General features: G+C 71.8%; 25 protein-coding genes and 1 tRNA gene. 16 read left to right on the top strand and 10 right to left on the bottom strand.

Features of this window, described 5'->3' with window-relative positions:
• The first annotated feature begins 200 nt into the window (after window positions 1–200).
• A complete protein-coding gene (gene nudC / locus PYR91_RS30680; protein WP_279785487.1) occupies window positions 201–1,286 on the top strand; it encodes an NAD(+) diphosphatase in 1,086 nt (361 codons plus the stop codon).
• A gap of 67 nt (window positions 1,287–1,353) precedes the next feature.
• Here the strand turns inward: nudC and PYR91_RS30675 are convergent, their stop codons facing one another.
• Both PYR91_RS30675 and PYR91_RS30670 read right to left on the bottom strand, forming a co-directional pair.
• Complete coding sequence (locus PYR91_RS30675; protein ID WP_279785485.1) at window positions 1,354–1,599, bottom strand: mycoredoxin; 246 nt, start codon at window positions 1,597–1,599, stop codon at window positions 1,354–1,356.
• 121 nt (window positions 1,600–1,720) lie between these two features.
• Window positions 1,721–2,725: an alpha/beta hydrolase gene (locus PYR91_RS30670; protein WP_279785483.1), complete on the bottom strand. Its 1,005-nt coding sequence runs from the start codon at window positions 2,723–2,725 to the stop codon at window positions 1,721–1,723.
• A gap of 137 nt (window positions 2,726–2,862) precedes the next feature.
• On the opposite strand from PYR91_RS30670, the gene PYR91_RS30665 reads away from it, so the two are divergent.
• The 7 genes from PYR91_RS30665 to PYR91_RS30635 all read left to right on the top strand — a co-directional run bounded on the left by PYR91_RS30665 (window position 2,863) and on the right by PYR91_RS30635 (window position 8,320).
• Window positions 2,863–4,926 (top strand): ATP-dependent DNA helicase UvrD2, encoded by a 2,064-nt coding sequence (locus tag PYR91_RS30665; protein WP_279785481.1) that lies wholly within the window; start codon window positions 2,863–2,865, stop codon window positions 4,924–4,926.
• Window positions 4,923–5,795, top strand: a complete 873-nt coding sequence (locus PYR91_RS30660; protein WP_279785479.1) for an acyl-CoA thioesterase II — start codon at window positions 4,923–4,925, stop codon at window positions 5,793–5,795. The genes PYR91_RS30665 and PYR91_RS30660 overlap by 4 nt, the downstream gene beginning before the upstream one ends.
• Before the next feature lie 116 nt (window positions 5,796–5,911).
• The gene (locus PYR91_RS30655; protein WP_279785477.1) at window positions 5,912–6,250 is read left to right on the top strand and encodes a hypothetical protein; all 339 of its coding nucleotides are present in this window, start codon (window positions 5,912–5,914) and stop codon (window positions 6,248–6,250) included.
• 130 nt (window positions 6,251–6,380) lie between these two features.
• The gene (locus PYR91_RS30650) at window positions 6,381–6,650 is read left to right on the top strand and encodes a WhiB family transcriptional regulator (RefSeq protein WP_279785475.1); all 270 of its coding nucleotides are present in this window, start codon (window positions 6,381–6,383) and stop codon (window positions 6,648–6,650) included.
• Between the two features lie 43 nt (window positions 6,651–6,693).
• Window positions 6,694–6,888, top strand: a complete 195-nt coding sequence (locus PYR91_RS30645; protein WP_279785473.1) for a hypothetical protein — start codon at window positions 6,694–6,696, stop codon at window positions 6,886–6,888.
• A 277-nt stretch (window positions 6,889–7,165) separates the two neighbouring features.
• A complete protein-coding gene (locus PYR91_RS30640; RefSeq protein ID WP_279785472.1) occupies window positions 7,166–7,876 on the top strand; it encodes a hypothetical protein in 711 nt (236 codons plus the stop codon).
• A 102-nt stretch (window positions 7,877–7,978) separates the two neighbouring features.
• A complete protein-coding gene (locus PYR91_RS30635) occupies window positions 7,979–8,320 on the top strand; it encodes an AsnC family transcriptional regulator (protein ID WP_279785470.1) in 342 nt (113 codons plus the stop codon).
• Between the two features lie 5 nt (window positions 8,321–8,325).
• On the opposite strand, the gene PYR91_RS30630 is transcribed toward PYR91_RS30635, so the two are convergent.
• Together PYR91_RS30630 and PYR91_RS30625 are read right to left on the bottom strand one after the other, a co-directional pair.
• Window positions 8,326–9,669, bottom strand: a complete 1,344-nt coding sequence (locus PYR91_RS30630; protein ID WP_279785468.1) for an AarF/ABC1/UbiB kinase family protein — start codon at window positions 9,667–9,669, stop codon at window positions 8,326–8,328.
• Complete coding sequence (locus tag PYR91_RS30625) at window positions 9,666–10,868, bottom strand: ThiF family adenylyltransferase (protein ID WP_279785466.1); 1,203 nt, start codon at window positions 10,866–10,868, stop codon at window positions 9,666–9,668. Before PYR91_RS30625 ends, PYR91_RS30630 begins: the two co-directional genes overlap by 4 nt.
• A gap of 323 nt (window positions 10,869–11,191) precedes the next feature.
• On the opposite strand from PYR91_RS30625, the gene PYR91_RS30620 reads away from it, so the two are divergent.
• Together PYR91_RS30620 and PYR91_RS30615 are read left to right on the top strand one after the other, a co-directional pair.
• Window positions 11,192–11,707 carry a M48 family metallopeptidase gene (locus PYR91_RS30620; RefSeq protein WP_279785464.1) on the top strand — a complete coding sequence of 172 codons (516 nt, stop codon included), beginning with the start codon at window positions 11,192–11,194 and terminating at the stop codon, window positions 11,705–11,707.
• The gene (locus PYR91_RS30615; RefSeq protein WP_279785462.1) at window positions 11,701–12,291 is read left to right on the top strand and encodes a hypothetical protein; all 591 of its coding nucleotides are present in this window, start codon (window positions 11,701–11,703) and stop codon (window positions 12,289–12,291) included. Before PYR91_RS30620 ends, PYR91_RS30615 begins: the two co-directional genes overlap by 7 nt.
• A gap of 64 nt (window positions 12,292–12,355) precedes the next feature.
• Here PYR91_RS30615 and PYR91_RS30610 read toward each other — a convergent pair whose 3' ends face one another.
• From PYR91_RS30610 to PYR91_RS30600, 3 genes are all read right to left on the bottom strand, one after another.
• The gene (locus tag PYR91_RS30610; protein ID WP_279785461.1) at window positions 12,356–13,345 is read right to left on the bottom strand and encodes an endonuclease/exonuclease/phosphatase family protein; all 990 of its coding nucleotides are present in this window, start codon (window positions 13,343–13,345) and stop codon (window positions 12,356–12,358) included.
• 114 nt (window positions 13,346–13,459) lie between these two features.
• The gene (locus tag PYR91_RS30605) at window positions 13,460–14,002 is read right to left on the bottom strand and encodes an NUDIX domain-containing protein (protein ID WP_279785459.1); all 543 of its coding nucleotides are present in this window, start codon (window positions 14,000–14,002) and stop codon (window positions 13,460–13,462) included.
• Window positions 13,999–15,297 carry a zinc-dependent metalloprotease gene (locus PYR91_RS30600; protein WP_279785457.1) on the bottom strand — a complete coding sequence of 433 codons (1,299 nt, stop codon included), beginning with the start codon at window positions 15,295–15,297 and terminating at the stop codon, window positions 13,999–14,001. Before PYR91_RS30600 ends, PYR91_RS30605 begins: the two co-directional genes overlap by 4 nt.
• 82 nt (window positions 15,298–15,379) lie before the next feature.
• Here PYR91_RS30600 and PYR91_RS30595 point away from each other — a divergent pair, with 82 nt between their 5' ends.
• The 5 genes from PYR91_RS30595 (at window position 15,380) to PYR91_RS30575 (ending at window position 21,491) form a co-directional block, all read left to right on the top strand.
• Complete coding sequence (locus tag PYR91_RS30595; RefSeq protein WP_279785455.1) at window positions 15,380–16,450, top strand: NAD-dependent epimerase/dehydratase family protein; 1,071 nt, start codon at window positions 15,380–15,382, stop codon at window positions 16,448–16,450.
• Window positions 16,451–16,523: 73 nt separating this feature from the next.
• Window positions 16,524–16,949, top strand: a complete 426-nt coding sequence (locus PYR91_RS30590; RefSeq protein WP_279785453.1) for a molybdenum cofactor biosynthesis protein MoaE — start codon at window positions 16,524–16,526, stop codon at window positions 16,947–16,949.
• Window positions 16,950–17,031: 82 nt separating this feature from the next.
• Window positions 17,032–18,075, top strand: a complete 1,044-nt coding sequence (locus PYR91_RS30585; protein ID WP_279785451.1) for a PDZ domain-containing protein — start codon at window positions 17,032–17,034, stop codon at window positions 18,073–18,075.
• Between the two features lie 295 nt (window positions 18,076–18,370).
• Window positions 18,371–21,310, top strand: a complete 2,940-nt coding sequence (locus tag PYR91_RS30580; protein ID WP_279785449.1) for a UPF0182 family protein — start codon at window positions 18,371–18,373, stop codon at window positions 21,308–21,310.
• A 107-nt stretch (window positions 21,311–21,417) separates the two neighbouring features.
• Window positions 21,418–21,491, top strand: a tRNA-Met gene (locus tag PYR91_RS30575).
• 72 nt (window positions 21,492–21,563) lie between these two features.
• Here the strand turns inward: PYR91_RS30575 and PYR91_RS30570 are convergent.
• Entirely contained in the window at window positions 21,564–22,379 is an 816-nt protein-coding gene (locus PYR91_RS30570; protein WP_279785447.1) for a UbiA family prenyltransferase, read from the bottom strand.
• A gap of 96 nt (window positions 22,380–22,475) precedes the next feature.
• On the opposite strand from PYR91_RS30570, the gene PYR91_RS30565 reads away from it, so the two are divergent.
• Window positions 22,476–24,062, top strand: coding sequence for a bifunctional 3'-5' exonuclease/DNA polymerase (locus tag PYR91_RS30565; RefSeq protein WP_279785445.1), 1,587 nt, complete (start codon window positions 22,476–22,478; stop codon window positions 24,060–24,062).
• Between the two features lie 31 nt (window positions 24,063–24,093).
• On the opposite strand, the gene PYR91_RS30560 is transcribed toward PYR91_RS30565, so the two are convergent.
• A complete protein-coding gene (locus PYR91_RS30560) occupies window positions 24,094–24,285 on the bottom strand; it encodes a hypothetical protein (RefSeq protein WP_279785443.1) in 192 nt (63 codons plus the stop codon).
• Window positions 24,286–24,365: 80 nt separating this feature from the next.
• A complete protein-coding gene (locus PYR91_RS30555; RefSeq protein ID WP_279785441.1) occupies window positions 24,366–24,767 on the bottom strand; it encodes a hypothetical protein in 402 nt (133 codons plus the stop codon).
• Between the last annotated feature and the right edge of the window lie 419 nt (window positions 24,768–25,186).

The raw sequence follows: 25,186 nt of genomic DNA, 5'->3' as shown, positions 1-25,186 counted from the left end.
AGCACCCCCGGATCAGGTAAGGCTAACCTAACCGGTGGAATCCTAGCCGCCGGGAGGTCAGCCCGCTGCCTGAGATGCTAATCGTGGGGAAAGTCCGTGTTGTCGGCGGTGTCGCCTTTACCAGGCGTGGTGCCGAGGGGCGTATGGGGCGCCGTACGGCGCGACATAGGATGGGCGACCGAAACGAGGAGGAGGCGCGCGTGGCGGAGAGCCGGCGAGGCGAAGGGCTGCTGGGTCCCCTGCTCCTGGCGCGCGGCGGCGTCGACCGCTCGGCCGTCCACCGCACCGACGAGGCCTGGCTCAAGACCGCCTGGGCCGACCCCGCGACCCGCGTCCTGCTCGTCGGCGACGGTCACACGCTGGTCCGGCGGCACGACGACACCGCCGAGCTCGTGTTCCTCGCGCCGCACCAGACACCGCCCGGGGAGCGCTACCTGCTCGGCGTCGACCCCGAGGGCGTCGCCTACTTCGCCGTCGCCGTGGACGGCCCGCTGAACCCCACCGCGCCCGGCACCGAGGTCGCCGAGGCCGCGCCCGGCGCGCGGGACGGCCGGGCCGCGTCGCCGGACGCGCGGGTCGCCGCTGCCGTCGCCGGCGCGGGAGTCGTGCCGCCGCAGGGCGAGACCGAGGTGGCCGAAGCCGTCCAGGACGTCCCCGACTGGGCCGACATCGCGGCCGAGGGGCTGCGCAGGGCGGGCGCGGCGCTCGGCGACCGCGACGCCGGCCTGCTGGTCAACGCCGTGGCCCTGGAGGCCTGGCACACCACCCACGAGCACTGCCCGAGGTGCGGGGCCCGCACGACCGTCGTCGCCGGCGGCCACATGCGGGTCTGCCCCGACGACGGCAGCCAGCACTTCCCCCGGGTCGACCCGGCGGTGATCATGCTGGTGCGCGACGCCGACGACCGCTGCCTGCTGGCCCGCGGCCCGCAGTGGCCCGAGGGCCGGTTCTCGGTGCTCGCCGGGTTCGTGGAGTCCGGGGAGTCGCTGGAGCAGGCCGTCGCCAGAGAGGTCCTGGAGGAGGTCGGCGTCACCGTCGCCGCCACCCGCTACCTCGGCAGCCAGCCCTGGCCGTTCCCGCGCAGCCTGATGCTCGGCTTCTTCGCCGAGGCGACGTCCACGCGCATCACGCTCGACGGCGACGAGATCGCCGAGGCGATGTGGGTGACCCGCGAAGAGCTGCGCGCCGCCGTCGAGAGCGGCGAGATCCGCCTGCCCCCGGGCGTCTCCATCGCCCGGCGCCTCATCGAGACCTGGTACGGCTCCCCGCTCACCGGCGACTGGTGACCCGCGGGCGTCTCCCGGCACGCGAACGGCGGGCCGCCACGTGGCCCGCCGTCTCCGTTCCCCGCTTCTACGCCTCGGCGCGTGACAGGAGCTGCTTGAGGCGGATGACGGAGGGGTTGGTCAGCGCGGTGCCGTCCTCCAGCACCACGGTCGGGACGACCTGGTTGCCGCCGTTGACGCTTTCCACGAACGCGGCGGCGCGGGGGTCGGACTCGATGTCGATCTCGTCATAGGCGATCCCCTCCCGCGAGAGCTGGCTCTTCAGCCGCCTGCACGGACCGCACCAGCTTGTGGTGTACACCTTGAGCGCCATAGCGTGATCTATCCCTTCGCGTCCTCCGGATGGCATAGCACTACGTGGAAACACTACGAGAATGTCTCGTGTTCCCCGCGAACGCCGCGCGCCCGGGCCCCCAGGGCGGCGTGCCGGGGACCTAAAGGGTGCCGACCCTGCGCAGGGTCGGCAGATGCGCGCCGGCCGGCTTGCGCTCCGGCTGCCGGGCCTGGGGCGCGGGCGCCGCCAGCTTGGCGGCCACCCACTCCTGGACGCCCGCCGCCACGCCGGGCTCCCGGTACAGCGGGGAGCTGTGGTAGAACCCCGGCACCACCCGCACGTTCATGGCCACCCCCACCTGATTGAGCTCGTTCTTCAGCAGCTCGCTGTGGTAGGCGGGGACGAACTCGTCGGCGGAGTGCACGCTCAGCACCGGCGCGTCGCGCCGGCTCGCGTGCCAGGGCACTTCCATGCTCGACCAGACACGCGCGCAGGCGCCGGTCGGACGGCATCCGCCCGCGAGCGCGACGGCGGCCTGGCGGAGCTTGCGCTGCTCGGGGTCGGCGCCGTCGTCGCCGTCGGAGTAGGCGGTGAGCGGGGAGACGACCGGGGAGATGCCGACGACGCCCCGCAGGCCGCGCAGGCCGTCCTTGTAGGTGCCGACGGAGGTGGCGATGTGGCCGCCGGCCGAGAACCCGATGAGGACGTAGCGGTCGGGGTCGAAGGAGAAGTAGTCGGCGTGCCTGCGGGCGGCGGCGATCGCGGCGAGCGTGTCGTTGCGCTGCGCGGGCCACGCGGCGTCCTGCGAGAGGCGGTAGTTGAGGTTGAAGACCGTGTAGCCGAGCTGGGCGTACGAGCGGCTGACCTCGGTCATGTACTTCTTGTCGCCGCCGCTCCACCAGCCGCCGTGCAGGACGAACACGCCCGGCTTGCGCGCGGTGCCGGGCTGCCACCACGCCTCCATGCGCTGGCGGGTCTTCTTGCCGTAGGAGAACGTGCGCACGACGGTGGAGGCGAGCGGGTCGTCGGGCGGGGGCGCCGCCGTGGGCGAGGCCACGGGGACCGGTGCCGCCGCGTCGGTGTCGGTGCCGGCCGGCATCGCCGCGGCCGGAGTGAGAAGGACGGCGGCCAGCGCGAGCGCACCCACCGTTGCCGCACGTCTCACTGATCTGTTCCCTTCCCCGGAATCACGAGCCCCATTGTGGGGCAAACCGACCCCTGGTGCATACGCGACGCGACGTTCGTGGTGTGGTGCTGGAAGGATGATGGCACACCTGTCCGCATCGCACGGTAGGAGGCGAGTTGGAGCCCGAAGACGCTCTCGCAGGGCTCGACCCGGAACAACGCGAGGTCGCCGAGGCGGTGCGGGGGCCGGTGTGCGTGCTCGCCGGGGCCGGCACCGGCAAGACCCGGGCCATCACGCACCGCGTCGCGCACGCCGTCCGCACCGGCGTCGTCGACGCGCAGAGCGTGCTCGCGGTGACGTTCACCACCCGGGCCGCGGGCGAGCTGAAGCAGCGGCTGCGCGGGCTCGGCGTCCACGGCGTCCAGGCCCGCACCTTCCACGCCGCGGCGCTGCGCCAGCTCACCTACTTCTGGCCGCGTGTCATCGGCGGCGAGCCGCCGCGGGTGGTGGAGTCCAAGCTGCCGCTGCTGGTGGAGGCGGCCCGGGCCGTCCGGCGCAACCCCGACCGCGGCGAGCTGCGCGACGTCGCCGCCGAGATCGAGTGGGCCAAGGTGACGCAGGTCTCCCCGGAGGACTACCCGGCCCTCGCCGTCAAGGCCGGCCGCACCCCTCCCATCCCCGCCGAGGAGGTCGGCCGCCTCTTCGAGGGGTACGAGGCGCTCCGGCGCGAGCGCCACCTCGTCGACTTCGAGACGATCCTGGAGCTCACCGCCGCGGTGATGACCGAGCACCAGGAGGTCGCGAACCAGATCCGCCAGCAGTACCGCTACTTCGTGGTCGACGAGTACCAGGACGTCAACCCCCTGCAGAAGCTGCTGCTCGACACCTGGCTCGGCGGCCGTGACGACCTGTGCGTGGTCGGCGACCCCAACCAGACGATCTACTCCTTCAGCGGCGCGACACCGCGCTACCTCACCGGCTTCGCCGTCGAGCACCCCACGGCCACGGTCGTGCGGCTGGTGCGCGACTACCGTTCCACCCCGCAGGTCGTCGGCCTGGCCAACGACGTGCTGGCCAAGGCGCGCACGCCGCACCGGCTGGAGCTGGTCGCCCAGCGCCCCGACGGCCCGGCGCCGGTGTTCGCCGAGTGCGACGACGAGGCCGCCGAGGCCCAGACGGTCGTCCGGCGGGTCAAGGAGCTGCTCTCCCGGGGCGTGCCCGCGCGCGAGATCGCGGTGCTGTACCGCGTCAACGCCCAGTCCGAGGCGTACGAGCAGGCGTTCGCCCAGGCCGGCCTCCCCTACCTTCTGCGCGGCGCCGAGCGGTTCTTCGAGCGTCCCGAGGTGCGGCAGGCCGTCGTGCTGCTCCGGGGCGCGGCCCGCTCGGCCAACGACCAGGAGCCGCTGGCGCAGGCGGTGCACGACATCCTGGGCGGCATCGGGCTGACGGCCGAGCCGCCGTCCGGGGGCACGGCCCGCGAGCGCTGGGAGTCGCTGCGGGCGCTGGCCGAGCTGGCCGAAGACCTGGCCGCCGAAGGGGGCGACCTCCCGGCGCTGGTCGCCGAGCTGGAGCGCCGGGCCACCGAGCAGCACGCGCCGCCCATCGACGGCGTCACGCTCGGCTCGCTGCACGCGGCCAAGGGCCTCGAATGGGACGCCGTCTTCCTGGTCGGCCTCACCGACGGCATGCTGCCGATCATCTACGCCGAGAGCCCCGAGCAGGTGGAGGAGGAACGCCGGCTGCTCTACGTCGGCGTCACGCGGGCCCGCGTCCACCTGCACGTGTCGTGGGCGCTCGCCCGGTCGCCGGGCGGGCGCAAGGCGCGCAGGCCGTCACGCTTCCTCGACGGCCTCACCGGCGCCGCCTCCGGGGCCGGCCGCGCGGCGCCCTCCCGCGACCGGCGCGCCGGGCAGGTGCGCGTCGCGACGCCCATCCACTGCCGGGTCTGCGCCAAGACGCTGACGGCCGCCGCCGAGCAGAAGCTCGGCCGCTGCGCCACCTGTCCCGCCGACTACGACGAGGGCCTGCTCGAACGCCTCAAGGTCTGGCGCACGTCCGCGGCCAAGGAGGGCAAGGTGCCCGCCTATGTGGTGTTCACAGACGTTACGCTCCAGGCCATGGCCGAACGGGTTCCCATCACCGAGGAGGACCTGCTGGCGATCGCCGGCATCGGCCGAGTGAAGTTCGAGCGGTACGGCGAGGCCGTGCTCAGCATCTGCCGCGGAGGGGAAGTGACGTGAACGAGGCGCTCAAGGAGGTTCTCGATCTGCTCGATCTGGAGCAGATCGAGAACGACATCTTCCGGGGCCGCAGCCCCGAGGAGCGCATCCAGCGGGTCTTCGGCGGTCAGGTGGCCGCCCAGGCGCTGGTCGCGGCGGGGCGCACCGTGCCGGCCGACCGCTGGGTCCATTCCCTGCACGCCTACTTCATCCGGCCCGGCGACCCGGCGATCCCGATCGTCTACAACGTCGAGCGGGTGCGCGACGGGCGGTCGTTCACGACCCGCCGGGTGGTGGCCATCCAGCACGGCAAGGCCATCTTCACGATGTCCGCGTCCTTCCACGCGGCCGAGGAGGGCGTCACCCACCAGGCGGCCACGATGCCGCAGGTGCCCGACCCCGAGAGCATCCCGCTGTTCCGCGACCGCATGCGCGCGCTGGTGGGCGACGTCGAGCCGTGGCGCGAGTGGCTGTCCAGGCCCCGCCCGGCCGACCTGCGTTATGTCACCCCGCTCACCTGGGAGGCCGTCGGCGACCCCTCGCTGCGCACCTCCGAGACGCAGGTGTGGTTCCGCTACGACGCCGACCTGCCGGACGACCCGCTGCTGCACGTCGTGCTGGCCGCCTACGCCTCCGACTACACCCTGGTGGACACCGTGCTGTTGTCGCACGGCCTGGCGTGGGGCGCCTCGAACATCGTCGGCGCCTCCCTCGACCACGCCATGTGGTTCCACCGGCCGCTGCGGGTGGACGACTGGGTGCTGTACGCCCAGGAGTCGCCCTGGTCGGGCAACGCCCGGGGGCTCGCCCGCGGGCAGATGTTCACCGCCTCGGGTGACCTGACGGTCTCGGTGGTGCAGGAGTGCATGATCCGTGTAGCGAATCCGTGAAATCGCAGGTAGAAAATATGTTGCCGGGTTCCCGGCTCCCCGTTTAGAGTCGTGCACAAGCCGGTCGGACGATCCGTATGTCCGGCCCCATCGAACACCTTGGGAGGTGACCCCCTGTGAAGCTGACCTATATCGGCACGCCCGCGACGCAGTCGGTCGCCTTCCCGTGTGACGTTCCGGTCACCGGCATCCGTCGCGCTGCCCCGATCGCCATGACCGCCGCCCTTGGGCTCACGGTCCATGGTGAGGCCAAGCTTCGACAGGAGAAGACCGCCTTCACTCAGGCGCAGATGCGCAAGGCGGCCGCTGCTGTCGGCACCCGTACCACCGTCCCCGTCTCCGACCGTTCGGCCATGCTCGGCCGTCTGTTCGGCGACGCCAAGATCCCGACCACGGGCACCTCCAACGCTGGGGTGCAGGGTCCGCCTCCCTGGAGGCCACCGGTCATAACCTGACCGGTTGGCACAGCCTCCAGGCCGCGGATCCGCACCAAGGATCCGCGGCCTTCTTGTTTTTCGCCGCCATATCCGCCCACCCACGAGGTGAATGACCAGACCTAGCGGTTCAGACAGAAAGGTGACGAAGATGGCGGTTGAGGCGATCATGGATCTGGTCGACGAAGCCGAGATTCCATGTCGTACCGACCCAGACCTGTGGTTCGCCGAGTCTCCCGAGGACGTCGAGTTCGCCAAGGCCCTCTGCGGAGGGTGCCCGATCCAGAAGGCCTGCCTGGCCCGCGCGCTGGAGCGCGAGGAGCCGTGGGGCGTCTGGGGCGGCGAGCTGGTCCTCCGGGGGGTCGTCGTCCCCAAGAAGAGGCCCCGGGGGCGTCCCCGTAAGACCCCGGTCGCAGCCTGAGAATCCGCCGGTAAACCCCGAGAGCAGAAAAGGAACAAATCTGATGGGCTTTCTTCCCGCCTGGAGCGCCGACATGCCATATATGAATGAAGAGCTGGTTCGTGACCGAATACGAACCCTCCACCAAGAGGCCGAAGAGCAGCGCCTCATCCTGCGCATGCAGAGAATCCACAAGGCCCGCAAGCGGGCCGAGCGCGCGTCCGTGCGCCTGCATCACGCCCTCGCCCGCCTGGCCTGAGCCTGTTCCGCGCTGAACGGGAACACGTCTGACAGCTGACTGAGAAGGGGCGGTCCGGCCATCCGGACCGCCCCTTTCCTTTGGTTTGGAAGCCGCTCGCCGCCTACGTCTGTTTCGCGGGCAGACGCCCATCTGGTTGCTTTCCCGGCTGCTTTCTTCGCTGTTTCGCCGGTTCACCGAAGGGCATGATCGCTGCGCAGGTGCTGGGCGTCCGCGGTTCCCGAAAAAGGGGGCGGAATTGCTCCGCACTCCGATATCGGCCTGTTTCGGGGGAGACATGTTCGGGCGCCTTCTGGCCGGCCACGCGCTGACGACGGTGTGCGCCGTCCTCGTGGCCGTGCCTTTCTCGCTGTTCCCGGGGGCGCCCGCGCGGGCGTCGGCGGAGGACGGTGATCCCACGCCCTCACCTCCGCCTCCGGCGGCCGCGCCCGCCGATCGCTGCTGGCGGTTCTGGACGAGGCATGCCGGCCATCAGATCGAGACCAGCGCCACCGGCCACGCGCAGACCGTCAAAGGCAACGAGTGGACGGACCTCGACTGCGGCCGGGTGCACGTCCACCTGCGCAGGGGAGAGCAGTCGATGATCACCGTGTGGGTGAACGCCGAGATCCGTTGCAAGGGGCCCGCCGGCGGCTGGTGCGGCGCCCGCGTTCTGGCCAACGGGGTGGAACTGCACCCCGGCGCCCCCGACGACACGCCCTTCGCCTGGGACCACGCCCAGCCGGACGACCACCGTTACCACGCCGCCTCGATGATCAGAACCGGCGTGCTGGCCTGCCCCCGCGACACCCCCGGCCCGGCCTGCGACTTCACCGTCCAGCTCCAGGCCGGCACGAACGCCGTCGCCACCGCCCTCTGGTACGACGACGCCACCCTGCGCGCCGAGCTCTGGCCCCGACCGGAGAAGGACGCCCGGCGAACCCCGCCGGCGATCCCGCGTGACTCCCGGCCCAGATCCGGCGCCCCCAGGAAGCCGGCTCGCACCTGAGGGGGTTCCGTCACCGTCACCGCCGGTCCCGATCGCGGGTGACGGTGGGGGAGCTGTCCGGATGTGCTCTGTTTCACGAATCAGTCATCGCATAATGGGGGTATGAGCACATCGAGTCCGGTCCGTGCCGTGGGCTGGACGTTTCTCACCAACCACGCGCACGTCCTGCTCGCGCTGGCCCGCGACCCGCATGCCCGGTTGCGTGACGTCGCGGGGCTCGTCGGGATCACCGAGCGGGCCGCGCAGGCCATCGTGGCCGACCTGGAGGCGGGCGGCTATCTGCGGCGGGAACGCGTCGGGCGGCGCAACCGCTACACGATCAACGCGGTGGGCCGCTTCCGGCACCCCGCGGAGGAGCACAGGGAGATCGGCGAGCTGCTCGCCGTCTTCGGCGTGCGCCCGGCCTTCGCCGGCGAAGCCGGCCTGGCGAGCACCGAGCCGTAAGGTGATCAGGAGGTGTTGAGGGCGGTCGCCCTGTCCTCGGGGTCGTCGCCGGTGAAGCCGGGGACCCAGCGGATGACCTCGTCGCGGAAGCGGGCGGTGGTGCCGAGCTGGCACAGCACGCCGATGCCCGCGACGTGCACGCGGTTGATCAGCACGTACGACGGCGGCAGGTTGAGCTGGCGCACGACGTTCGTCGGCCGCAGGTCGGTGACCGTGGCCACCTGCTGCTGGAGCCACTCGCGGGTGAAGGTGAACTCCTCCACCCGGGTCGGCTCGACGTAGGGGGCGAGGAAGGCGCGCAGCGCGCCGGTGTCGACCTCGATGTGCGGGCGGATGAACCCCTCGTCACGCAGGCCCTGGACCACGGTGTCCATGTCGCCGTTGTTGAAGATGCGGGTGAGCGTGCCGAACACCTCGGGATAGCCGTCGGGCATGCGGTTGACCGCGCCGAAGTCGAGCACCCCCAGGCGCCCGTCGGGCGTGATGCGGAAGTTGCCCGGGTGCGGATCGGCGTGCAGCATGCCCGCGCGGGCGGGGGAGCTGAACAGGAACCGGACGAACAGCAGGCCGGCCCGGTCGCGCTGCTCCTTGGTGCCCCCGGAGATGATTTTGGACAGCGGGGTGCCGTCCATCCACTCGGTGACGAGGATGCGCTCGTTGGCCGCCACCACCTCCGGGACGCGGAAGTCGGGGTCGTCCCGGTAGGCCACGGCGAACGCGTGCTGGGCCTCGGCCTCCTTCAGGTAGTCGAGCTCCTCGGTGACCCGCTCCTTCAGCTCGCCGAGCACGGCCTTGACGTCGAGCCCGGGAAGCAGCGCGCCGAACAGCTTGCTCAGCCGAGCGAGCTGGTTGAAGTCGGCGAGCAGCGCCTTGCCCGCGCCCGGGTACTGGATCTTGACGGCCACCTCGCGGCCGTCGTGCCACACGGCCTTGTGCACCTGGCCGATGGACGCCGCGGCCGTCGGCGCGTCGTCGAACGAGCGGAAGTGCCCGCGCCAGTCGTCGCCGAGCTGCTCGGCGAGCACCGCGTGCACGGTGGACGCAGGCAGGGGCGGGGCTGCGTCCTGGAGTTTCGTGAGCGTCGCCCGGTAGGGCCCGGCGATCTCGGCGGGCAGCGCCGCCTCGAAGATCGACAGAGCCTGCCCGAGCTTCATCGCGCCGCCCTTGAGCTCGCCGAGCACCTTGAACACCTGCTCGGAGGTTCGCTGCTGGATCTCCTGCGAGACCAGCTCGGCGGACCTCCCGCCGATCTTCTTGCCCAGCCCGATGGCGGTACGGCCGGCGAACCCCAATGGGAGCGTCGCCAGCTTGGCGGAACGCGTCACGGCATGTCGGGGAAAGTCACTCACGCGACCATTGTTAGCGGACTGAACTGGTTTCCACTACAACGGCAGCGTGGATGGGGGTCCCACGACCGTTTTTTCCAGCGCCCGTCAGGCATTACGTCGACTGTGCCATTTGTCACATTTTGTCGGATGCCGTCGACAGAACCCAGCGCCTGGCCCGCCGCCTGCGCCGCGACCAGCGTTGACAGCACCGTCCCGCAGGCGACCTCGCCCGCCGGGAAGCCGCCCAGCCGGGCACGGATCTGTGGCCATGAGGGATCGCGATCGCAGCGCGTGAGATCGAGGCAACGCAGGCAGGGGGTGCGGCCGGGGATCACCAGGGGCCCCACCGAGCCGACGCCCTCGCACGCGCTGACGAGCAGGTGGGGGATCCGCAAGGTGACCAGCTCGTCGGCGAGCACGCCGTCGAAGGGGCCCACGGGCGCCAGCACCACGAGATCGGGGCGGTGGGCGCGGTCGGAGAGCTGCGAGGCCGTGCGCCCCGCCCAGGCGTTGACCCCCGGCGCCACCCGGCGGGCCGCCGCCACCGCGCCTTCCTCCCGGCTGCGCCCGACCTCGGCGAACGACAGCCCTCCCGGCACGACGTCGGCGGGGCGCGCCGGGCCGGGGTCGATCACGCAGACGTTCCCGACCCCCGACGCGGCCAGCAGCACGGTGATCTGCGCGCCGACCCTGCCGGCGCCGTAGACCCTGACGTGGGCCCCGCGGCGGCGGTCGAGCGCCGACAGGCCGCCGTCGCCGGCGTCGGCGGGCGACAGGGACAGCGCGTCGAGATCGGGGGCGAGCCGGTCGCGCTCGGCGGTGCTCAGCCCGCGCAGCGGCTCCGGCCGCACCGCGGCGTCGTCGAGCAGGCCGTGCTCGGCCAGCAGGCTCACGACCCGGCGGACCGTCTCCTCCTGCAGGCCGCAGCCGCCGATCAGCTCGTGCAGCGTGCGGGTGCCGTCGAGACTCTCGACGAACGCGCGCACGCGCGGCTCCAGATCGGTCACCATGACAGCGTGCGGCGGGTGCAGGCCGAGCTGCAGGGTGCGCTCATCGCGGGCGAGACGCCGCAGCGCCGGCTTCAGCCGGGGGCGGGCGGGCATCCACCCGCGCAGGTTCGCCCGGACGGACGGCACGGCTACGTCCGGCTGCGGCGAGCCCTCGGCGGGGGCGGACGCGTCGTGCGGAACGTGGGCGGAGGGCGGGGAGATGGAGGTCACGGTCGGGAAGCGTGGCACAGCGCCGCGGGGGGCGGGCCGAGTTGGTCCGCACTGTGGATAACCTGACAGCAACCGGCCGTCCACCTGTGGACAAACCCTCCCCAGCGGGTACGCAGCCTGTGGACGACCGTGTTCCACGCCGTCAAGTCATCCGCCTGTGGCGAACAGAGATGGACCGATATCGCGCTCGCGCCTCCACCTCACCGCCTGATGGGGCCAAAGTGAACGATGGGAAGGCCGAACAGCCGGTGAACCCGGGATTGACCAGCGAGAACGTCATTCACCCCCTGTGGAATCCGCGCGCACTCGGCTACCGTTCATATGTGCCCCCCGAGACAGTCGAGGTCCGCCGGAGTGCACGACGGCGGCGAACCGTATCCGCATACCGCGATGGCGACAAGACCATCGTGCTCCTGCCTGCCGGTCTGAGCCGGACCGATGAGGAGCAGTGGGTGCGTCGCATGCTCGACCGGCTCGCAGCCAAGGAGCAGCGGCGCCGCCCGAGCGACGACGACCTCCTGGAACGGGCCAGAGATCTCGCCGCCCGCTACCTGGACGACAAGGCCTTCCCCACCAGCGTGCGCTGGGTCGACAACCAGCAGCACCGGTGGGGCTCGTGCACCCCCGACCACGGCACCATCCGGCTCTCCACCCGCCTGCGCGGCATGCCGGCCTGGGTCGTCGACTACGTGATCATGCATGAGCTGGTCCACCTGCTGGTCCCCAGCCACGGCCCCCGGTTCTGGGCCCTGGTGGAGCGCTATCCCAGGTCCGAGCGCGCCCGCGGTTTCCTGGAGGGGTTCTCCATGGCCGCCCACTCCGCGACGGAGGAATGTTGAGGCTCGCCGCCGTCCTGGTCACGCCCGCCATGGGCGAGGCCGCCCCGCCCGGCGTCGACCGGCACGAGTTCCTGCTCGCCCTGGCCGAGGACACCTACGAGATCGTGGCCGGGCTCGACCTCGTCGAGCCGGTGATCCTCGCCGCCGGGGTCGACGGCCTCGACGACATCGCCTGGCCGGGCACCCGCGTGCTGCGCGTGCCCGAGCCCGCCACGCCGGCCCGGGCGTTCGCCGCGCTCCAGCCGTACGGCGAGGAGGCCGTGGTGATCAGCGGTGACGCGCCCGACCTGCCGCCGCTGCTGATCGGCAAGCTGTTCCGTGAGCTCGGCCGGGCCTCGATCGCCGTCTGCCCCGCCGAGGGCGGGGGAGCCGTGGCGATGGCCGCCCGGCTGCCGTTCCCCGAATGGGCCGTCGCCGGCCTCGACGAGGCCGACGTCGCCGGCAGGCTGCGCGGCCAGGCGCCGGGAAGGCGCATGGTGGCGACCGGCCCCGGCTGGCACCGGCTCCGCGCCCCCGGCGACATCGCGCGCCTTGATCCGGGGCTTGAGGGCTGGGAGAACACCCGCGCCCTCCTCAGCGCCTGACCTCCGGCTCAGTGCCCTTCCCGGGCGCCCGGCACGCCTCGGGCGGGCCGGGCACGCCCCGCGATCAGTTTCCCTCGGGCAGCGAGAGCGTGGTGAGGACGGCCCGGTGGTCGGTGCCGGGGACGTCGAAGACCCGGTAGTCGCGCACCGGCATCCGCAGGTCGGCGAGGACGTGGTCGATCGTGATCAACGCCGGGACGCGCTTGTTCGCGGGCCACGTCGGGATGAGGCCCCGCCCGGTGGCGTCGCCGGCGTCGCGGTAGCCCCGCGCGAGCAGGCGCCGCATCTCGACGTGGTCGAGGCTGGCGTTGAAGTCGCCGGCGAGGATGCGGAACGGCCCCGAGGACGGCCCGGACGGCAGCGCCCGCAGCCCTTCGGCCCACGCGGTGACCTGGCGCCCCAGCGGCGGCAGCGGGTGCACGTCGACCACCTCGACCCTCGCCCCGCCGGGCAGGGTCAGCGTGGCGGCGGGCATGTTGTGGCCGATCACCTGGAAGAGGCCGTCGAGCCGCGTGAGCGGGTGGCTGGAGAACAGGCCGCTGCCCGAGGCGCTCCACTCGTCCTCCAGCACCCGGTGCGGCATCAGTTCCTTGAGCCCCGCCGCGTCCAGCTCGGTCACCGCGGACGGGGTGAGCTCCTGGGTGCTGAGCACGTCGGGACGGTACCGGCGCACGAGACCGACCACCGTCGCGAGGTCGGCCTTCCCGAACAGCAGGTTCGTCGACAGCACGGTGAACGGCCTGCCCCCGGGGGCGGCGTGCTCGGCGAACAGGCGCGGGAGCACGCTGAGCCCGAGCGCGGCGGTCGTCACCACCGCGACCGCGCTCACCGCCTTGCGGCGGGACAGGGCGGCCAGCAGCAGCGGCAGCAACGAGCCCACCGCGGCGTACGGCGTCGCCGTCATGATCTGGGCCGGGAACGATCCACGCTCCAGGCCGGCCAGGCGGGTGACGGCCCAGGCCGCGAAGGGCGTGACCGCGAGCCAGGCGAGCTTCCCCGGAACGCGCCGCCGCAGCAGCGGCACGCGCGACGGGATCACGATGTCGCCGCCCACCGGTGTATCGGTTCTCGTGTCCACCCGTCCCCCGGCCTTGGCGCGCGTCTATGACATCGAGCCTATCGAGCCTGCGTAGGAAGCGCGTGAAGAGCGGCCGCGGGCCGCCGCGCCTCACGCCAGCAGGAGCGCCCGGGCGCGGCGGACCAGGCGGCGGGTGGCCTCGTCGGTGGGCTCGGGGATCTCCTCCACCGGCGCCCAGCGCAGCTCCAGCGACTCCTCGCTGATCACGAACTCCGCCCCGGGCGGCGCCACCGCGCCGTACTCGACGTCCAGATGCCAGCTGTAGGGCGGATGGCACCAGACCCGGTGCCGGTCGAGGGCCAGCGGCCCGGACAACAGCCGCAGCCCCGCGATGCCCGACTCCTCCACGGCCTCGCGCAGCGCCGCCTCTTCCAGCGACGCGTCGGAGACCTCGCAGTGGCCGCCCATCGGCAGCCACATCTTCGCCTTCGGATGGTGGGTCAGCAGCACCTTGGCGGCGTCGTGCGACAGCACGGCGGTCGTCGCGGTGAGATGCCCGGGCGCGCACGAACGCCACATGGCGTCATCGTGAGCGCCCAGGTGACCGAGGAACTGCTCACGCAGCAGCTCCTCCTCCCCGGTCGGTGCCGTCCAGCGGGCCAGCACCGCCCGAGCGTCGTCGCGCAGTGTCATCGGCCGGGGTCGTCGTCCTTACCGGGGGACCCGCCCTCGCCGGGCTCGTCGGTCGTGCCGGTCTCGAAGTCGGACAGGTCGAACCGCGCGTCGCCCCTGACGAACCGCGCCGGGTCGTCGAGATCGGTGGCGGTCGGCATCAGGTCGGGGTGCGACCAGACGGCGTCGCGCCCGTCGACGCCGCGGTCGGCCTGGAGCGCCTGCCACAGCGCCGCGGCCTCGCGCAGGCGGCGGGGCCGAAGCTCCAGCCCGACGAGGGTGGCGAAGGTGCGTTCGGCGGGCCCGCCGGTCGCCCGGCGCCGCCGGATGGTCTCCGACAGCGCGGCCGACGAGGGCAGCTTGCCCTCGGCCGCGGCGTCGGCCACCGTGCCGACCCAGCCCTCGACCAGGGCGAGGATGGTCTCCAGCCGCGCCAGGGCGAGCTTCTGCCGTTCGGTCTCCTCGGGCTTGAGCAGCGCGCCGCCGCTCAGCAACTCCTGGATCTTCTCCGGGTTGCTGATGTCGACGCCGCGGATCTGCTCCTCCAGGGCGCTGGTGTCCACGGTGATGCCCTTGGCGTACTCCTCGACCGCGCCGAAGAGCTGCGAGCGCAGCCACGGCACGTGCTGGAAGAGCCGATGGTGGGCCGCCTCCCTGAGCGCCAGGTAGAGGCGGATCTCCTCGGACGGGATCTCCAGGCCGTGGCTGAACGCGGCGATGCCGCCGGGCAGCAGGGCCGCGGTCTCCGACAGCGGCAGGCCGATGTCGGCCGAGCCGATCACCTCAGGGGCGAGCGCGCCGAGGGCCTGGCCGATCTGGCTGCCGACCATCATGCCGCCCATCTGGCGCATCATGCCCATGAGCGGCCCGAGCTGCGCGGCCATCGCCTGGCCCTCGCCGCCCATGCCCATCGCGCCCAGGCTGCCGCTCATGGTCTCGACCATGCGCTCGGCGATCGGGTCGCACAGCTTCTTCCAGACCGGGACGGTCTTCTCGATCCATTCCGAACGGCTCCACGCCTCGGGCGAGGCGAGCCCGCTCGGCAGCGCGGTGGCCTCGTTCAGCCACAGGTCGGCGAGGCGCAGAGCGTCGACGATCTGACGGCGCTCACCCTCCATGACACTCGGGTCGCCCTCGGCGACGACGGCGTGGCGCGCGATGTTCTTGGCCATGTCCCAGTTGACGGGCCCCGAGCCCTGTGGGGCCGACAGCATGTCGGCGAACTGTCGCATGGCGGCGGCCATCTGCGCCGGGTCGCCGAACATCGCGAACGGGTTCTCGTTGGGGTCGTTTTCGCGACCTGGCAGGTCAGTCACGGCTCTACCTCGTGCAGGATGGAGGAGTCCACATCCGCCACGTTATCCGTCGTAGGGCGGATCAGTGCAAAGTGAGGACCTCGTGCCTACCTCGAAACGCCCCCGGCCACCGGTCGTCGCCGTCACCGGCGCCGCCTCGGGGCTGGGAAGAGAGTTCCTCTCCCGAGTGGCCTCGTCTGCGGATTTCCGCCGCGTCGTGGCCATCGACGACCACCGGGGCGACGTCGCCGACGTCACCTGGCGGGTGCTCGACGTCCGGGATCCGCTCTTGGCGAACCGCATATCCGACGTCGACGTGCTGGTGCATCTCGCCTCCGACTTCGCACTCGACGCCGACCCCGCCGAACGGCGCGCCTACAACCTCCGCGCGTCGCAGACCGTGCTGACCGCCAGCGCCGCCGCGCGGGTGCGCAGGGTGGTCCTGGTCACCAGCGCCATGGTCTACGGCGCCGCGCCCGACAACGCGGTGCCGCTGCCCGAGGACTCTCCCGTCGCGGCCGAGCCCGACTCCGGGGTCGTCGGCGACCACCTGGAGATCGAGGCCCTCGTGCGCCGCTCCCTGCGCAGCCATCCCGGGCTGGAGGTCACCGTGCTGCGCCCGGCCGCCGTGGTGGGGCCGGAGGTGGACACCGTGATCACCCGGCACTTCGAGGCCCCGCGCCTGCTCACCGTCAAGGGCTCGGCGCCGCGCTGGCAGTTCTGCCACGTCGACGACCTGGTGTCCGCCCTGGAGCTGGCCGCGCTCGGCCAGGTGTCGGGCGTGGTGACCGTCGGCAGCGACGGGTGGCTGGAGATGGACCAGGTCGAGGAGCTGTCGGGCCTGCGGCGCTTCGAGCTGCCGGCCGGGGTGACGTTCGGCACCGCCCAGCGCCTGCACCGGCTCGGCATGACGCCGGCTCCGGCCACCGACCTGCACTACGTGGTGTACCCGTGGGTGGTCGACTGCGCGTCGCTGCGAGCCGCCGGCTGGAAGCCGGCGTGGACCAACGAGGCCGCCTTGCGGCAGCTCATGGAGCTGCGCGAGGGCAGGCACGCGGTGGTCGGCCGCCGTCTGTCGAGCAAGGACGCCACCATCACCGCCGCGGGCGCCACCGTCGCGGTGATCGGCACCGCGGCCATCGTCCGCGCGGCGCGCCGCAAGCGGCGCGCGTAGGGGCCCCGGACTCTCCGGCGAAATGCGAAATGGGCTGCCAGATATCTCGTAAACCTCGGAGTACCCTCGTGGGGTGAACGCCATCCGATTGCTGGGCATACGTGACACGCCGCTCTCCGTGGAGGAAGTGCTCGGCGCCATCGGTGACCACGCCGCCGGCGGCACCACGCTCTTCGTCGGCACCGTGCGCGACCAGGACCACGGCAAGCCCGTCTCCACGCTGTCGTACTCGGCGCACCCCAGCGCCGAGGCCGAGCTGCGCCGGGTCGCCGAGAAGGTCGCCGCCGACTTCCCCGTGACCGCGCTGGCGGCCGTCCACCGCACCGGCGACCTGAAGCTCGGTGACGCCGCGGTGATCGTCGCGGTGGCGGCCCCGCACCGGGGCGAGGCGTTCGAGGCCGCGCGGCGCCTGATCGACGACCTCAAGCGCGAGGTGCCGATCTGGAAGCACCAGGGGTTCACCGACGGCTCCACCGAGTGGGTCGGAGCCGGTGACTGACGGCCGGGCCGCGGCCGCCGGCCACGCCCGCCCGACGAGTGTCCGCGCCGGCGCCGCCCGCGCGAGCGCATAGAGTTTCCCCATGTCCCGACGAGCTCTGACGCTGATGGTCGCGGGCGTGCTCACGCTCGCGCTCGGCTTCGGCGGCGCCCTGCTTCCCGTGCCGTACGTCGCGCTCAGCCCGGGACCCACGGAGAACACCCTGGGCGACTTCAAGGGCAAGCCCGTCATCACCATCGCCGGACGCCAGACCTACCCGACCACGGGCAAGCTCAGCCTGGTCACGGTGGCCTACCAGGGCGGCCCCACCGCCCGCATCGACCTGCTCACCGCGCTGCGCGGCTGGATGGACCCCACGGTCGCGGTCGTACCCGAAGAGACGATCTTCCCCAAGACCGTGTCGGTCAAGGAGGTCGAGCAGCAGAACACCCAGGAGATGACCGGCTCCCAGCAGGACGCCACCGCGGCGGCGCTCAACGAGCTCAAGATCCCGATCAAGATGCTCGTCACCGTCGTCACCACCCAGAAGGGCAGGCCCGCGGACGGCAAGCTGCGTCCCGGCGACCAGATCACCCACGTCGACGGCAAGCCGGTCCACACCATCGAAGAGGTGTCGGAGCTGGTGCGCGGTCACAAGCCCGGCGAGCAGGTGCGGTTCAGGGTGCTGCGTGACACCAAGCCCTCGGAGGTGCAGGTCGCCACGGTCGCCGGCAACTCCGGGAGCGTCGTCGGCGTGATGATGGGAACCCGTTTCGAGTTCCCGTTCACCGTCACGGTCAACGTCGGCGACGTCGGCGGCCCCAGCGCCGGCCTGATGTTCTCACTCGGCATCTTCGACAAGCTCACCCCCGGCGCGCTCACCGCCGGCCGTTCGATCGCCGGCACCGGCACGATCACGGCCGACGGCAAGGTGGGCGCCATCGGCGGCATCCAGCAGAAGATGATCGGCGCGCGCAACGCCGGCGCCACGGTGTTCCTGACGCCGGCCGACAACTGCGACGACGCCGTGCCGGCGGTGCCCAAGGGGCTGCGCCTGGTGAAGGTCAGCACGATGCACGAGGCGGTGCAGGCCATCGAGGCGCTGCGCACCGGTTCGGGCCAGGTGCCGAGCTGTCCGGCGACGTGACCGCGGCGCCGCCCTCGGGCGGATCGCGGCCGGGCGCGGCGGCGGGGAACCTGCGGGGACGCCCGGGCGTTGGGCCACGTGAACGCGCGCTCCCTGCCTGTTGGCGTCGTTCGCGCTCCGAACCCCGTTTCCGGGCCCTCCGCCCGAGGAGCTTCCAGGGCCGGCCGCTCCGCCGCGCCCCGGGCTCGGAGCCCGACCGCCACGTCACCGGTGTAGGTTGCCACACACACGGACCGTTACTCGTGAAACTTAGGGGTGGGCCTTGACCTTCCGGAACCCCGGCGCGGGTCGGGCGATGCGAATGCCCCGCCGGCCGCGGCTTCTCGTTCCCGTCGCGATCGCGCTGGTCGTGCTCGTGATCTTCTTCTTCGTCTTCGCCGGCATCTTCACCGACTGGTTGTGGTTCGACTCCGTCGGCTACACGTCGGTCTTCTCGACCATGCTCTCCACCCAGCTGCTGCTGTTCGTCTTCGGGGCGCTCATCATGGGCGGCATCGTCGGCGGCAACATGGTGATCGCCTACCGCACGCGGCCGCTGTTCGGCATAGGCATGTTCAACGGGCCCCAGGGCGCCGACCGCTACCGCGCGGCGGTCGACCCGCACCGCAAGACGATCTTCATCGTGGGTCTCGCCGTGCTCGGCCTGTTCACCGGCTCCTCGGTGGCGGGCCAGTGGAGCACCTGGCTGCTGTACGTCAACAGGACCCCCTTCGGCTCGGTCGACCCGTTGCACGGCATCGACAAGTCGTTCTTCATGTTCACCTATCCGTTCATCCGGATGGTGCTGGGCTTCCTGTTCACGGCGGTCATCATCTCGATCGTCGTCTCGGCGATCGTCCACTACCTGTACGGCGGCTTCCGGCTGCAGTCGCCGGGGCTGCACGCCACCCGGGCGGCCCGCGTCCACCTGTCGGTGCTGATCGGCCTGTTCATCCTGTTCAAGGCCGTCGCCTACTGGGTCGACCGCTACGGGCTGGTGTTCTCCACCCGGGGCAAGGTCTTCGGCGCGTCCTACACCGACGTCAACGCCGTCATGCCCGCCAAGAACATCCTGGCGATCATCGCGCTCATCTGCGCCCTGCTGTTCTTCGCCGGAGTCGTCCGCCCCGGCGGCATGCTGCCCGGCGTCGGCTTCGGGCTCATGGTCCTGTCGGCCGTGCTCGTCGGCGCGGTGTACCCCGCGCTCGTCGAGCAGTTCCAGGTCAAGCCCAACCAGCAGAGCAAGGAGCGCGACTACATCGCGCGGAACATCACGGCGACACGAGACGCCTACAACGTCGCATCCGCTGAAGTGATCCCCTACAGCGCCAAGACCCAGGGCACCCAGCAGGAGCTGCAGAGCGAGGTCTCCACCATCCCGGGCGTGCGCCTGCTCGACCCCACGGTGCTCTCGCCGACGTTCCAGCAGCTCCAGCAGATCAAGGGCTACTACCAGTTCCCCGAGCAGCTCGACGTCGACCGCTACACCATCGACGGCGAGTCGCGCGACACCGTCGTGGCGGTCCGCGAGATCGGTGAGCCGCCCGACCGCAACTGGATCAACGACCACCTGGTCTACACCCACGGCTTCGGCTTCGTCGCCGGCCCGGGCAGCCGCACCGACTCCCAGGGCAAGCCCGACTTCATCGTCAAGGACATCCCGCCGACCAACGGCCTCGGCACCTTCGAGCCGCGCATCTACTTCGGGGAGAACTCCCCGCAGTACTCCATCGTCGGCGGCGACAAGAAGATCGAGCTCGACTTCCCCGAGCAGAGCAACAACGGCCAGGGAAGCGGCCAGGAGAACTTCACCTACACCGGCAAGGGTGGAGTGCCGATCGGCAACTTCTTCACCCGCCTGCTGTACGCCGCCAAGTACGGCGAGACCAACCTGCTGCTGTCCTCGGACGTCAACAGCAAGTCCCGCATCCTGTACAACCGTGACCCGCGCGACCGCATCCAGCAGATCGCCCCGTTCCTCACGCTCGACAGCGACCCGTACCCGGCGATCGTCAACGGGCGCATCCTGTGGATCGTCGACGGTTACACGATGTCGGAGGACTACCCGTACTCCCAGCGCCGCGGCTTCGGCGACATGACCCGCGACACCTCGACCGACAGGCTGCTCACGCCCCAGCAGCCGCGCGACCACATCAACTACATCCGCAACTCGGTCAAGGCCACGGTCGACGCCTACGACGGCACCGTCCAGCTGTACACCTGGGACGAGAAGGACCCGCTGCTGCGCACCTGGGAGAAGGCCTTCGGCGACGTGATCAAGCCGAAGTCCGCCATCCCGCCGCAGCTCATGGAGCACCTGCGCTTCCCCGAGGACCTGTTCAAGGTGCAGCGCGACATCCTGGGCGAGTACCACGTCACCGACGCCGACGCGTTCTACGGCGGTCAGGACTTCTGGAAGGTCCCCGAGGACCCCGCCAGCTCCAAGACCAAGCAGCCTCCGTACTACGTGACGCTCAGGATGCCGAACGAACGGGAGCCGCGCTTCTCGCTGACGTCCACGATGGTGCCGAACAACCGCGACAACCTCGCGGCGTTCATGGCCGTGGACGCCACCGGCGACGCCACCACGAAGATCCAGATCTTGCAGCTTCCGAGCGACACGACGATCCCGGGTCCGAAACAGGCGCAGAACACCTTCGACACGAAGGCGGCGAGCGTGCTGAACGACCTGCGCATCGGCGGCACCACCGAGACCCTGAACGGCAACCTGCTCACACTGCCGTTCGGCGGCGGCCTGCTGTACGTGGAACCCGTCTACGTGCAGCCCAAGGTGCAGAACTCCGCCCGGTACCCGACCCTGGCCCGAGTGCTGGTCATGTTCGGCTCCGACGTCGGCATCGGCACCACGCTGCAGGACGCCCTGGAACAGGTCTTCGGCCAGGGGGGACAGGCGCCGACCACACCCACCACGCCGACGAGCCCCACCACGCCCGACCAGCCGAACACGACGCCGCTCACCACCGATCTCACCAAGGCCTACGAGAACGCCCAGAAGGCGTACGACGAAGGCCAGGAGGCGATCAAGAAGGGTGACTTCGCGGCCTACGGCGAGGCGCAGAAACGCCTCTCGCAGGCCCTGAAGGACATCGAGTCGGCGCTGAACAAGCAGAAGGGCGGCACGGCGCCGTCGCCGTCGGCCACGCCGACACCGGTGCCCTCGGCGGCGTCCGGCGGCGCGACGCCCGCACCGTCGCCGTCGCCGTCCACGCCGCCGTCACAGGCGGCCGGCTCCTAGGTCGGCCATCGCCGGTACGGCCCACCCGGGCCGTACCGGCCACCGGCCCCGAGGCGCTCGATTTGCCTCCGGGGCCGGGGCTCGCTAGCCTTTACCAAGCAAGCCGACGCGGGGTGGAGCAGCTCGGTAGCTCGCTGGGCTCATAACCCAGAGGTCGCAGGTTCAAATCCTGCCCCCGCTACAAAGAGTTAGATCGCAGGCCCGGCCTTCGGAGACGAAGGCCGGGCCTTCGTTCGTTTCCGGCCCACGCCGCTCACACCAGGCGGCCGCCCTGGGCGACGAACATGGTCAGGTCGATCACGGCCGCCGCGACGGTGACGCCGAACGCCGCCTGGCGCACCGACCGGCGGGCCCACACCAGGCCCGCGAGCAGGACGAGCGCGACGGCCCCCAGCCCCGCCGCCGCGACCGGCCCGCCGCCGCCTTCCGGGGCCAGCGCGATCACCACCGACGCCGCCACCAGCAGCAGCGCGGCGCCCACCCGGGCCCAGGTGGCCCCGAGGCGCTGCGGAAGGCCCCGCACGCCGAGCGCGAGATCGTCGGGCAGGTCGGGGACCACGTTGGCGAAGTGGGCGCCCATGCCGAGCAGCGCTCCGGCCGCCGGGGCCCACCACGCCGGCCACGGGTGCCCCGGCAGGCCCAGGGTGACGAACGCCGGCAGCAGGCCGAACGCCGCCGCGAACGGCAGCGGCGAGGCGAGGCCGCTCTTGAGCCACAGGTTGTACAGCCATCCGCAGGCGACCGCCGCCAGGTGGACGGCGCCGGCCGCCACGCCGCTGGCCAGCGACAGCGGCACGCAGGCCGCCAGCGCGGCGAACGCGGCCACGGCGACCGTGCGCGGCGCGACCGCCGCTCCGGCCAGCGGCTTGTCGGCCCGGCCGATCGCGCGGTCGCGGACGCGGTCGATCCAGTCGTTGCTCCAGCCGATCGACAGCTGGCCGCTGAGCACGGCCGCGCCGACGAGCAGCGCGCCACCCGCCCCCCGCCCGGCCGAGACCGCCAGGGCGACACCGGCGGCTGTGACGACGGCCGTGGGGCCGGGGTGGCTGGCGCGAAGCAGGATGACCATGTGATCAGCCTCGACCCCGCGCCCCGCTCCGCGCAACGCCGGGCGATTCGAACCTGTGAGCGAGGTGTGTCGGCGGCCTCCGATAACGTGGCCGGTATGCGGATCGCGGTGACGGCGGACGCGCGGGGCGGCACGCTCCGGCCGCTCGGCGAGAGCGCCCGGCGGGTGGCCGATCTCGCCCGCGCCGTCGGCGACCATGAGCGGGCCGAGCGCCCCCGGTGGGTCTGGGCCGACACCCGCGCGGTCTACCCCGCCCTGCTCGCGCGGGGCGTGCGGGTGGCCCGGTGTCACGACCTCACGCTCACCGAGGCGCTGCTGCTGGCCCACGAGGGGCGGTACGGCGAGCCGAGATCGGCCGGGGCGGCGTACGCGCGGCTGCGCGGCCTGCCCGTCCCGGGCGACGCCGCAGGCCCGCACGCCGTCCAGGACACCCTGTTCGAGCCGGAGCCCGCCGAGGTCGACGTCACCGAGGTGCTCGACGACCAGCTCGCCCGCGTCGAGGCCACGCACGATCCGGGCCGGTTCCGGCTGCTGGTGGCGGCGGAGTCGGCCGGAGCCCTCATCGCGGCCGAGATGAGCCACGACGGCATGCCCTGGCGGGAGGATCTCCACGACCAGCTGCTGACCGAGATCCTCGGGCCCCGCCCGGTCCACGGAATGCGCCCGGCGAAGCTCCAGGCCCTCGCCGACCAGGTGAGCGCCGCCTTCGGCGCCCCGGTCAACCCCGACTCCCCGCAGCAGATCGTGCGGGCTTTCAAGGCCGCGGGGCTCGCCGTGAGCTCGACGCGGTCCCACGTGCTCAAGCAGGTGGAGCACCCGGCCGTCGCGCCGCTGCTGGCGTACAAGGAGCTGGCCAGGCTGCACAGCTTCCACGGCTGGTCATGGGCGCACCAGTGGGTGCGCGACAACCGGTTCCACCCCGAGTACGTCGTGGGCGGGGTGGTGTCGGGCCGCTGGGCGACCAGCGGGGGCGGCGCGCTGCAGATTCCCAAGGTCATGCGCCAGGTGGTCGTGGCCGACGACGGGTGGCGCCTGGTCGTGGCCGACGGCGCCCAGCTCGAACCCCGGGTGCTGGCCGCGATGGCCGGCGACCGCGGCCTGGCCCGCGCCGCGGGCGAGATCGACCTCTACGCCGCGCTCGCCCAGCCGTTCGGCGGCTCGCGCGACAGCGCGAAGATCGCCATGCTGTCCGCGATGTACGGCGGCACGAGTGGGGACGCTCCGAAGCTGCTGGCCGTCATGCGCCAGCGCTTCCCCCAGGCGTACGCGTTCGTCGAGGACGCCGCGAAGGCCGGGGAGGACGGGCGCCTGGTGCGGTCGTGGCTGGGCCGCACCTCGCCGCCGCCCTCGGCGCAGTGGCTGGCCCTGGTCTCGGGGCCGGAGGGCGCGCGGGCGGCCCGCGACCGCGGGCGGTTCACTCGCAACTTCGTCGTCCAGGCGACGGCGGCCGAATGGGCGCTGACGCAGATGGCGTTACTGCGAGGGCTGCTGCCCTCCCCGGCCCGGCTGGTGTTCTTCCAGCACGACGAGGTGATGGTGCACTGCCCGGAGGAGCTCGTCGGGGAGGTCTCGGCGGCGGTCGGCCGGGCGGCCGAGGAGGCCACCCGGTTGGTGTTCGGGGAGACCCCCGTACGCATTCCGATGGAGGCGGTGGCGGTGTCCTGTTACGGCGACGCCAAGTAGTCCGGCGGGCGCCTGCGGCGCGCGGGGCGGCTCAGCGCGCCGGGACGAGCAGTGTCAGCGATTTCCTGACCGCCCAGCAGATCAACCCCAGGCTGAAGACGGTCTGGACGACGCGCAGCCATCCCGAGGTCGCCGTCGCGGCGAACAGCACCACGCCCAGCCACAGCAGTCCGAACGCGCCGACCAACGCGACAGCGGCCCAGTTCAGGCCCCGATCCCACATGGGGGAAGTCTTCCAGGGCGACTTTCACGTCACGGCAAAGGCCGTGATCTGGATCCGCGAGGTACTCCGCCGCGTCGTCACTAGCGCGACAACCTGCGGCCGGTGCCGACGCACCGGCGCATCCGCGCGCTCGGCCGGGGCCGCACGGGGGATGGCTCCTCAAGGTGGGCGATCAGCAGCGCCGCCGTGCGGGCGTCCGCCAGGATCCGCAGCGCGTCCTGCTCGCCGGAGGGGAGCTGGCCCCTCCGGTCGAGCTCGTGGCGCACGAAGGTCAGCGGGTTGGGGTCCCCCGCGTCCTCCGAGGCCACCGAGGCCCGCGCGGCCGTCAACAGGCCCAGGTAGGAGGCGCGCAGGGTCGCCTCGCGCAGGCGTGCCTGCTCCAGGTCGTCCAACAGGCTACGAGCGATCTGCAGGAGATCGTCTGAGTCGCTCTCCTCTGCCGCGATGTGAGCACGGATGTCGTCGAACTCCGAGCGCGTCATGATGACCACCTCCACGGGCGGGCTTCCGGGCACCGGGGTGGCGCCTGCGGAGTCCCGCACCCTCTTCGTAACGTCTCGCGATTGCGGATGACTTGCCGGTGGGTTGCGCCGGCACGAAACCGCTTGCTGTTTGGGATGGCTGAGAGGGGGTGAAGGTTTACCGCTTGGCAAAGTGGCGTGTGTGACTCTGGGGGACTGCTAGAGTTTTGCCTTGTCGGGCCGCGTCAGCCCTCAAAGATCCTGAATCTTGGGAGCTGTCGGCGTGCCTGGATCCTGCCTGAAGCCCTGCTTGTCCTAGTTGGTCCCCAGATGTTGCATCTGTCCGGATCGGCTGGTAAGCTCGCAGGGTTGCCCTGGAGACGGGGTGTTGTAGGAGCGAGGATTGGCCGGGTTGTTGTCAAATCACTTGATTTGACAGG

Origin of the sequence: Sphaerisporangium sp. TRM90804 (assembly GCF_029846175.1) — a bacterium.
Taxonomy (GTDB): Bacteria; Actinomycetota; Actinomycetes; order Streptosporangiales; family Streptosporangiaceae; genus Sphaerisporangium.
The sequence above is the reverse complement of the archived record's forward strand: the minus strand, read 5'-3'. Positions and strand labels throughout refer to the sequence as shown.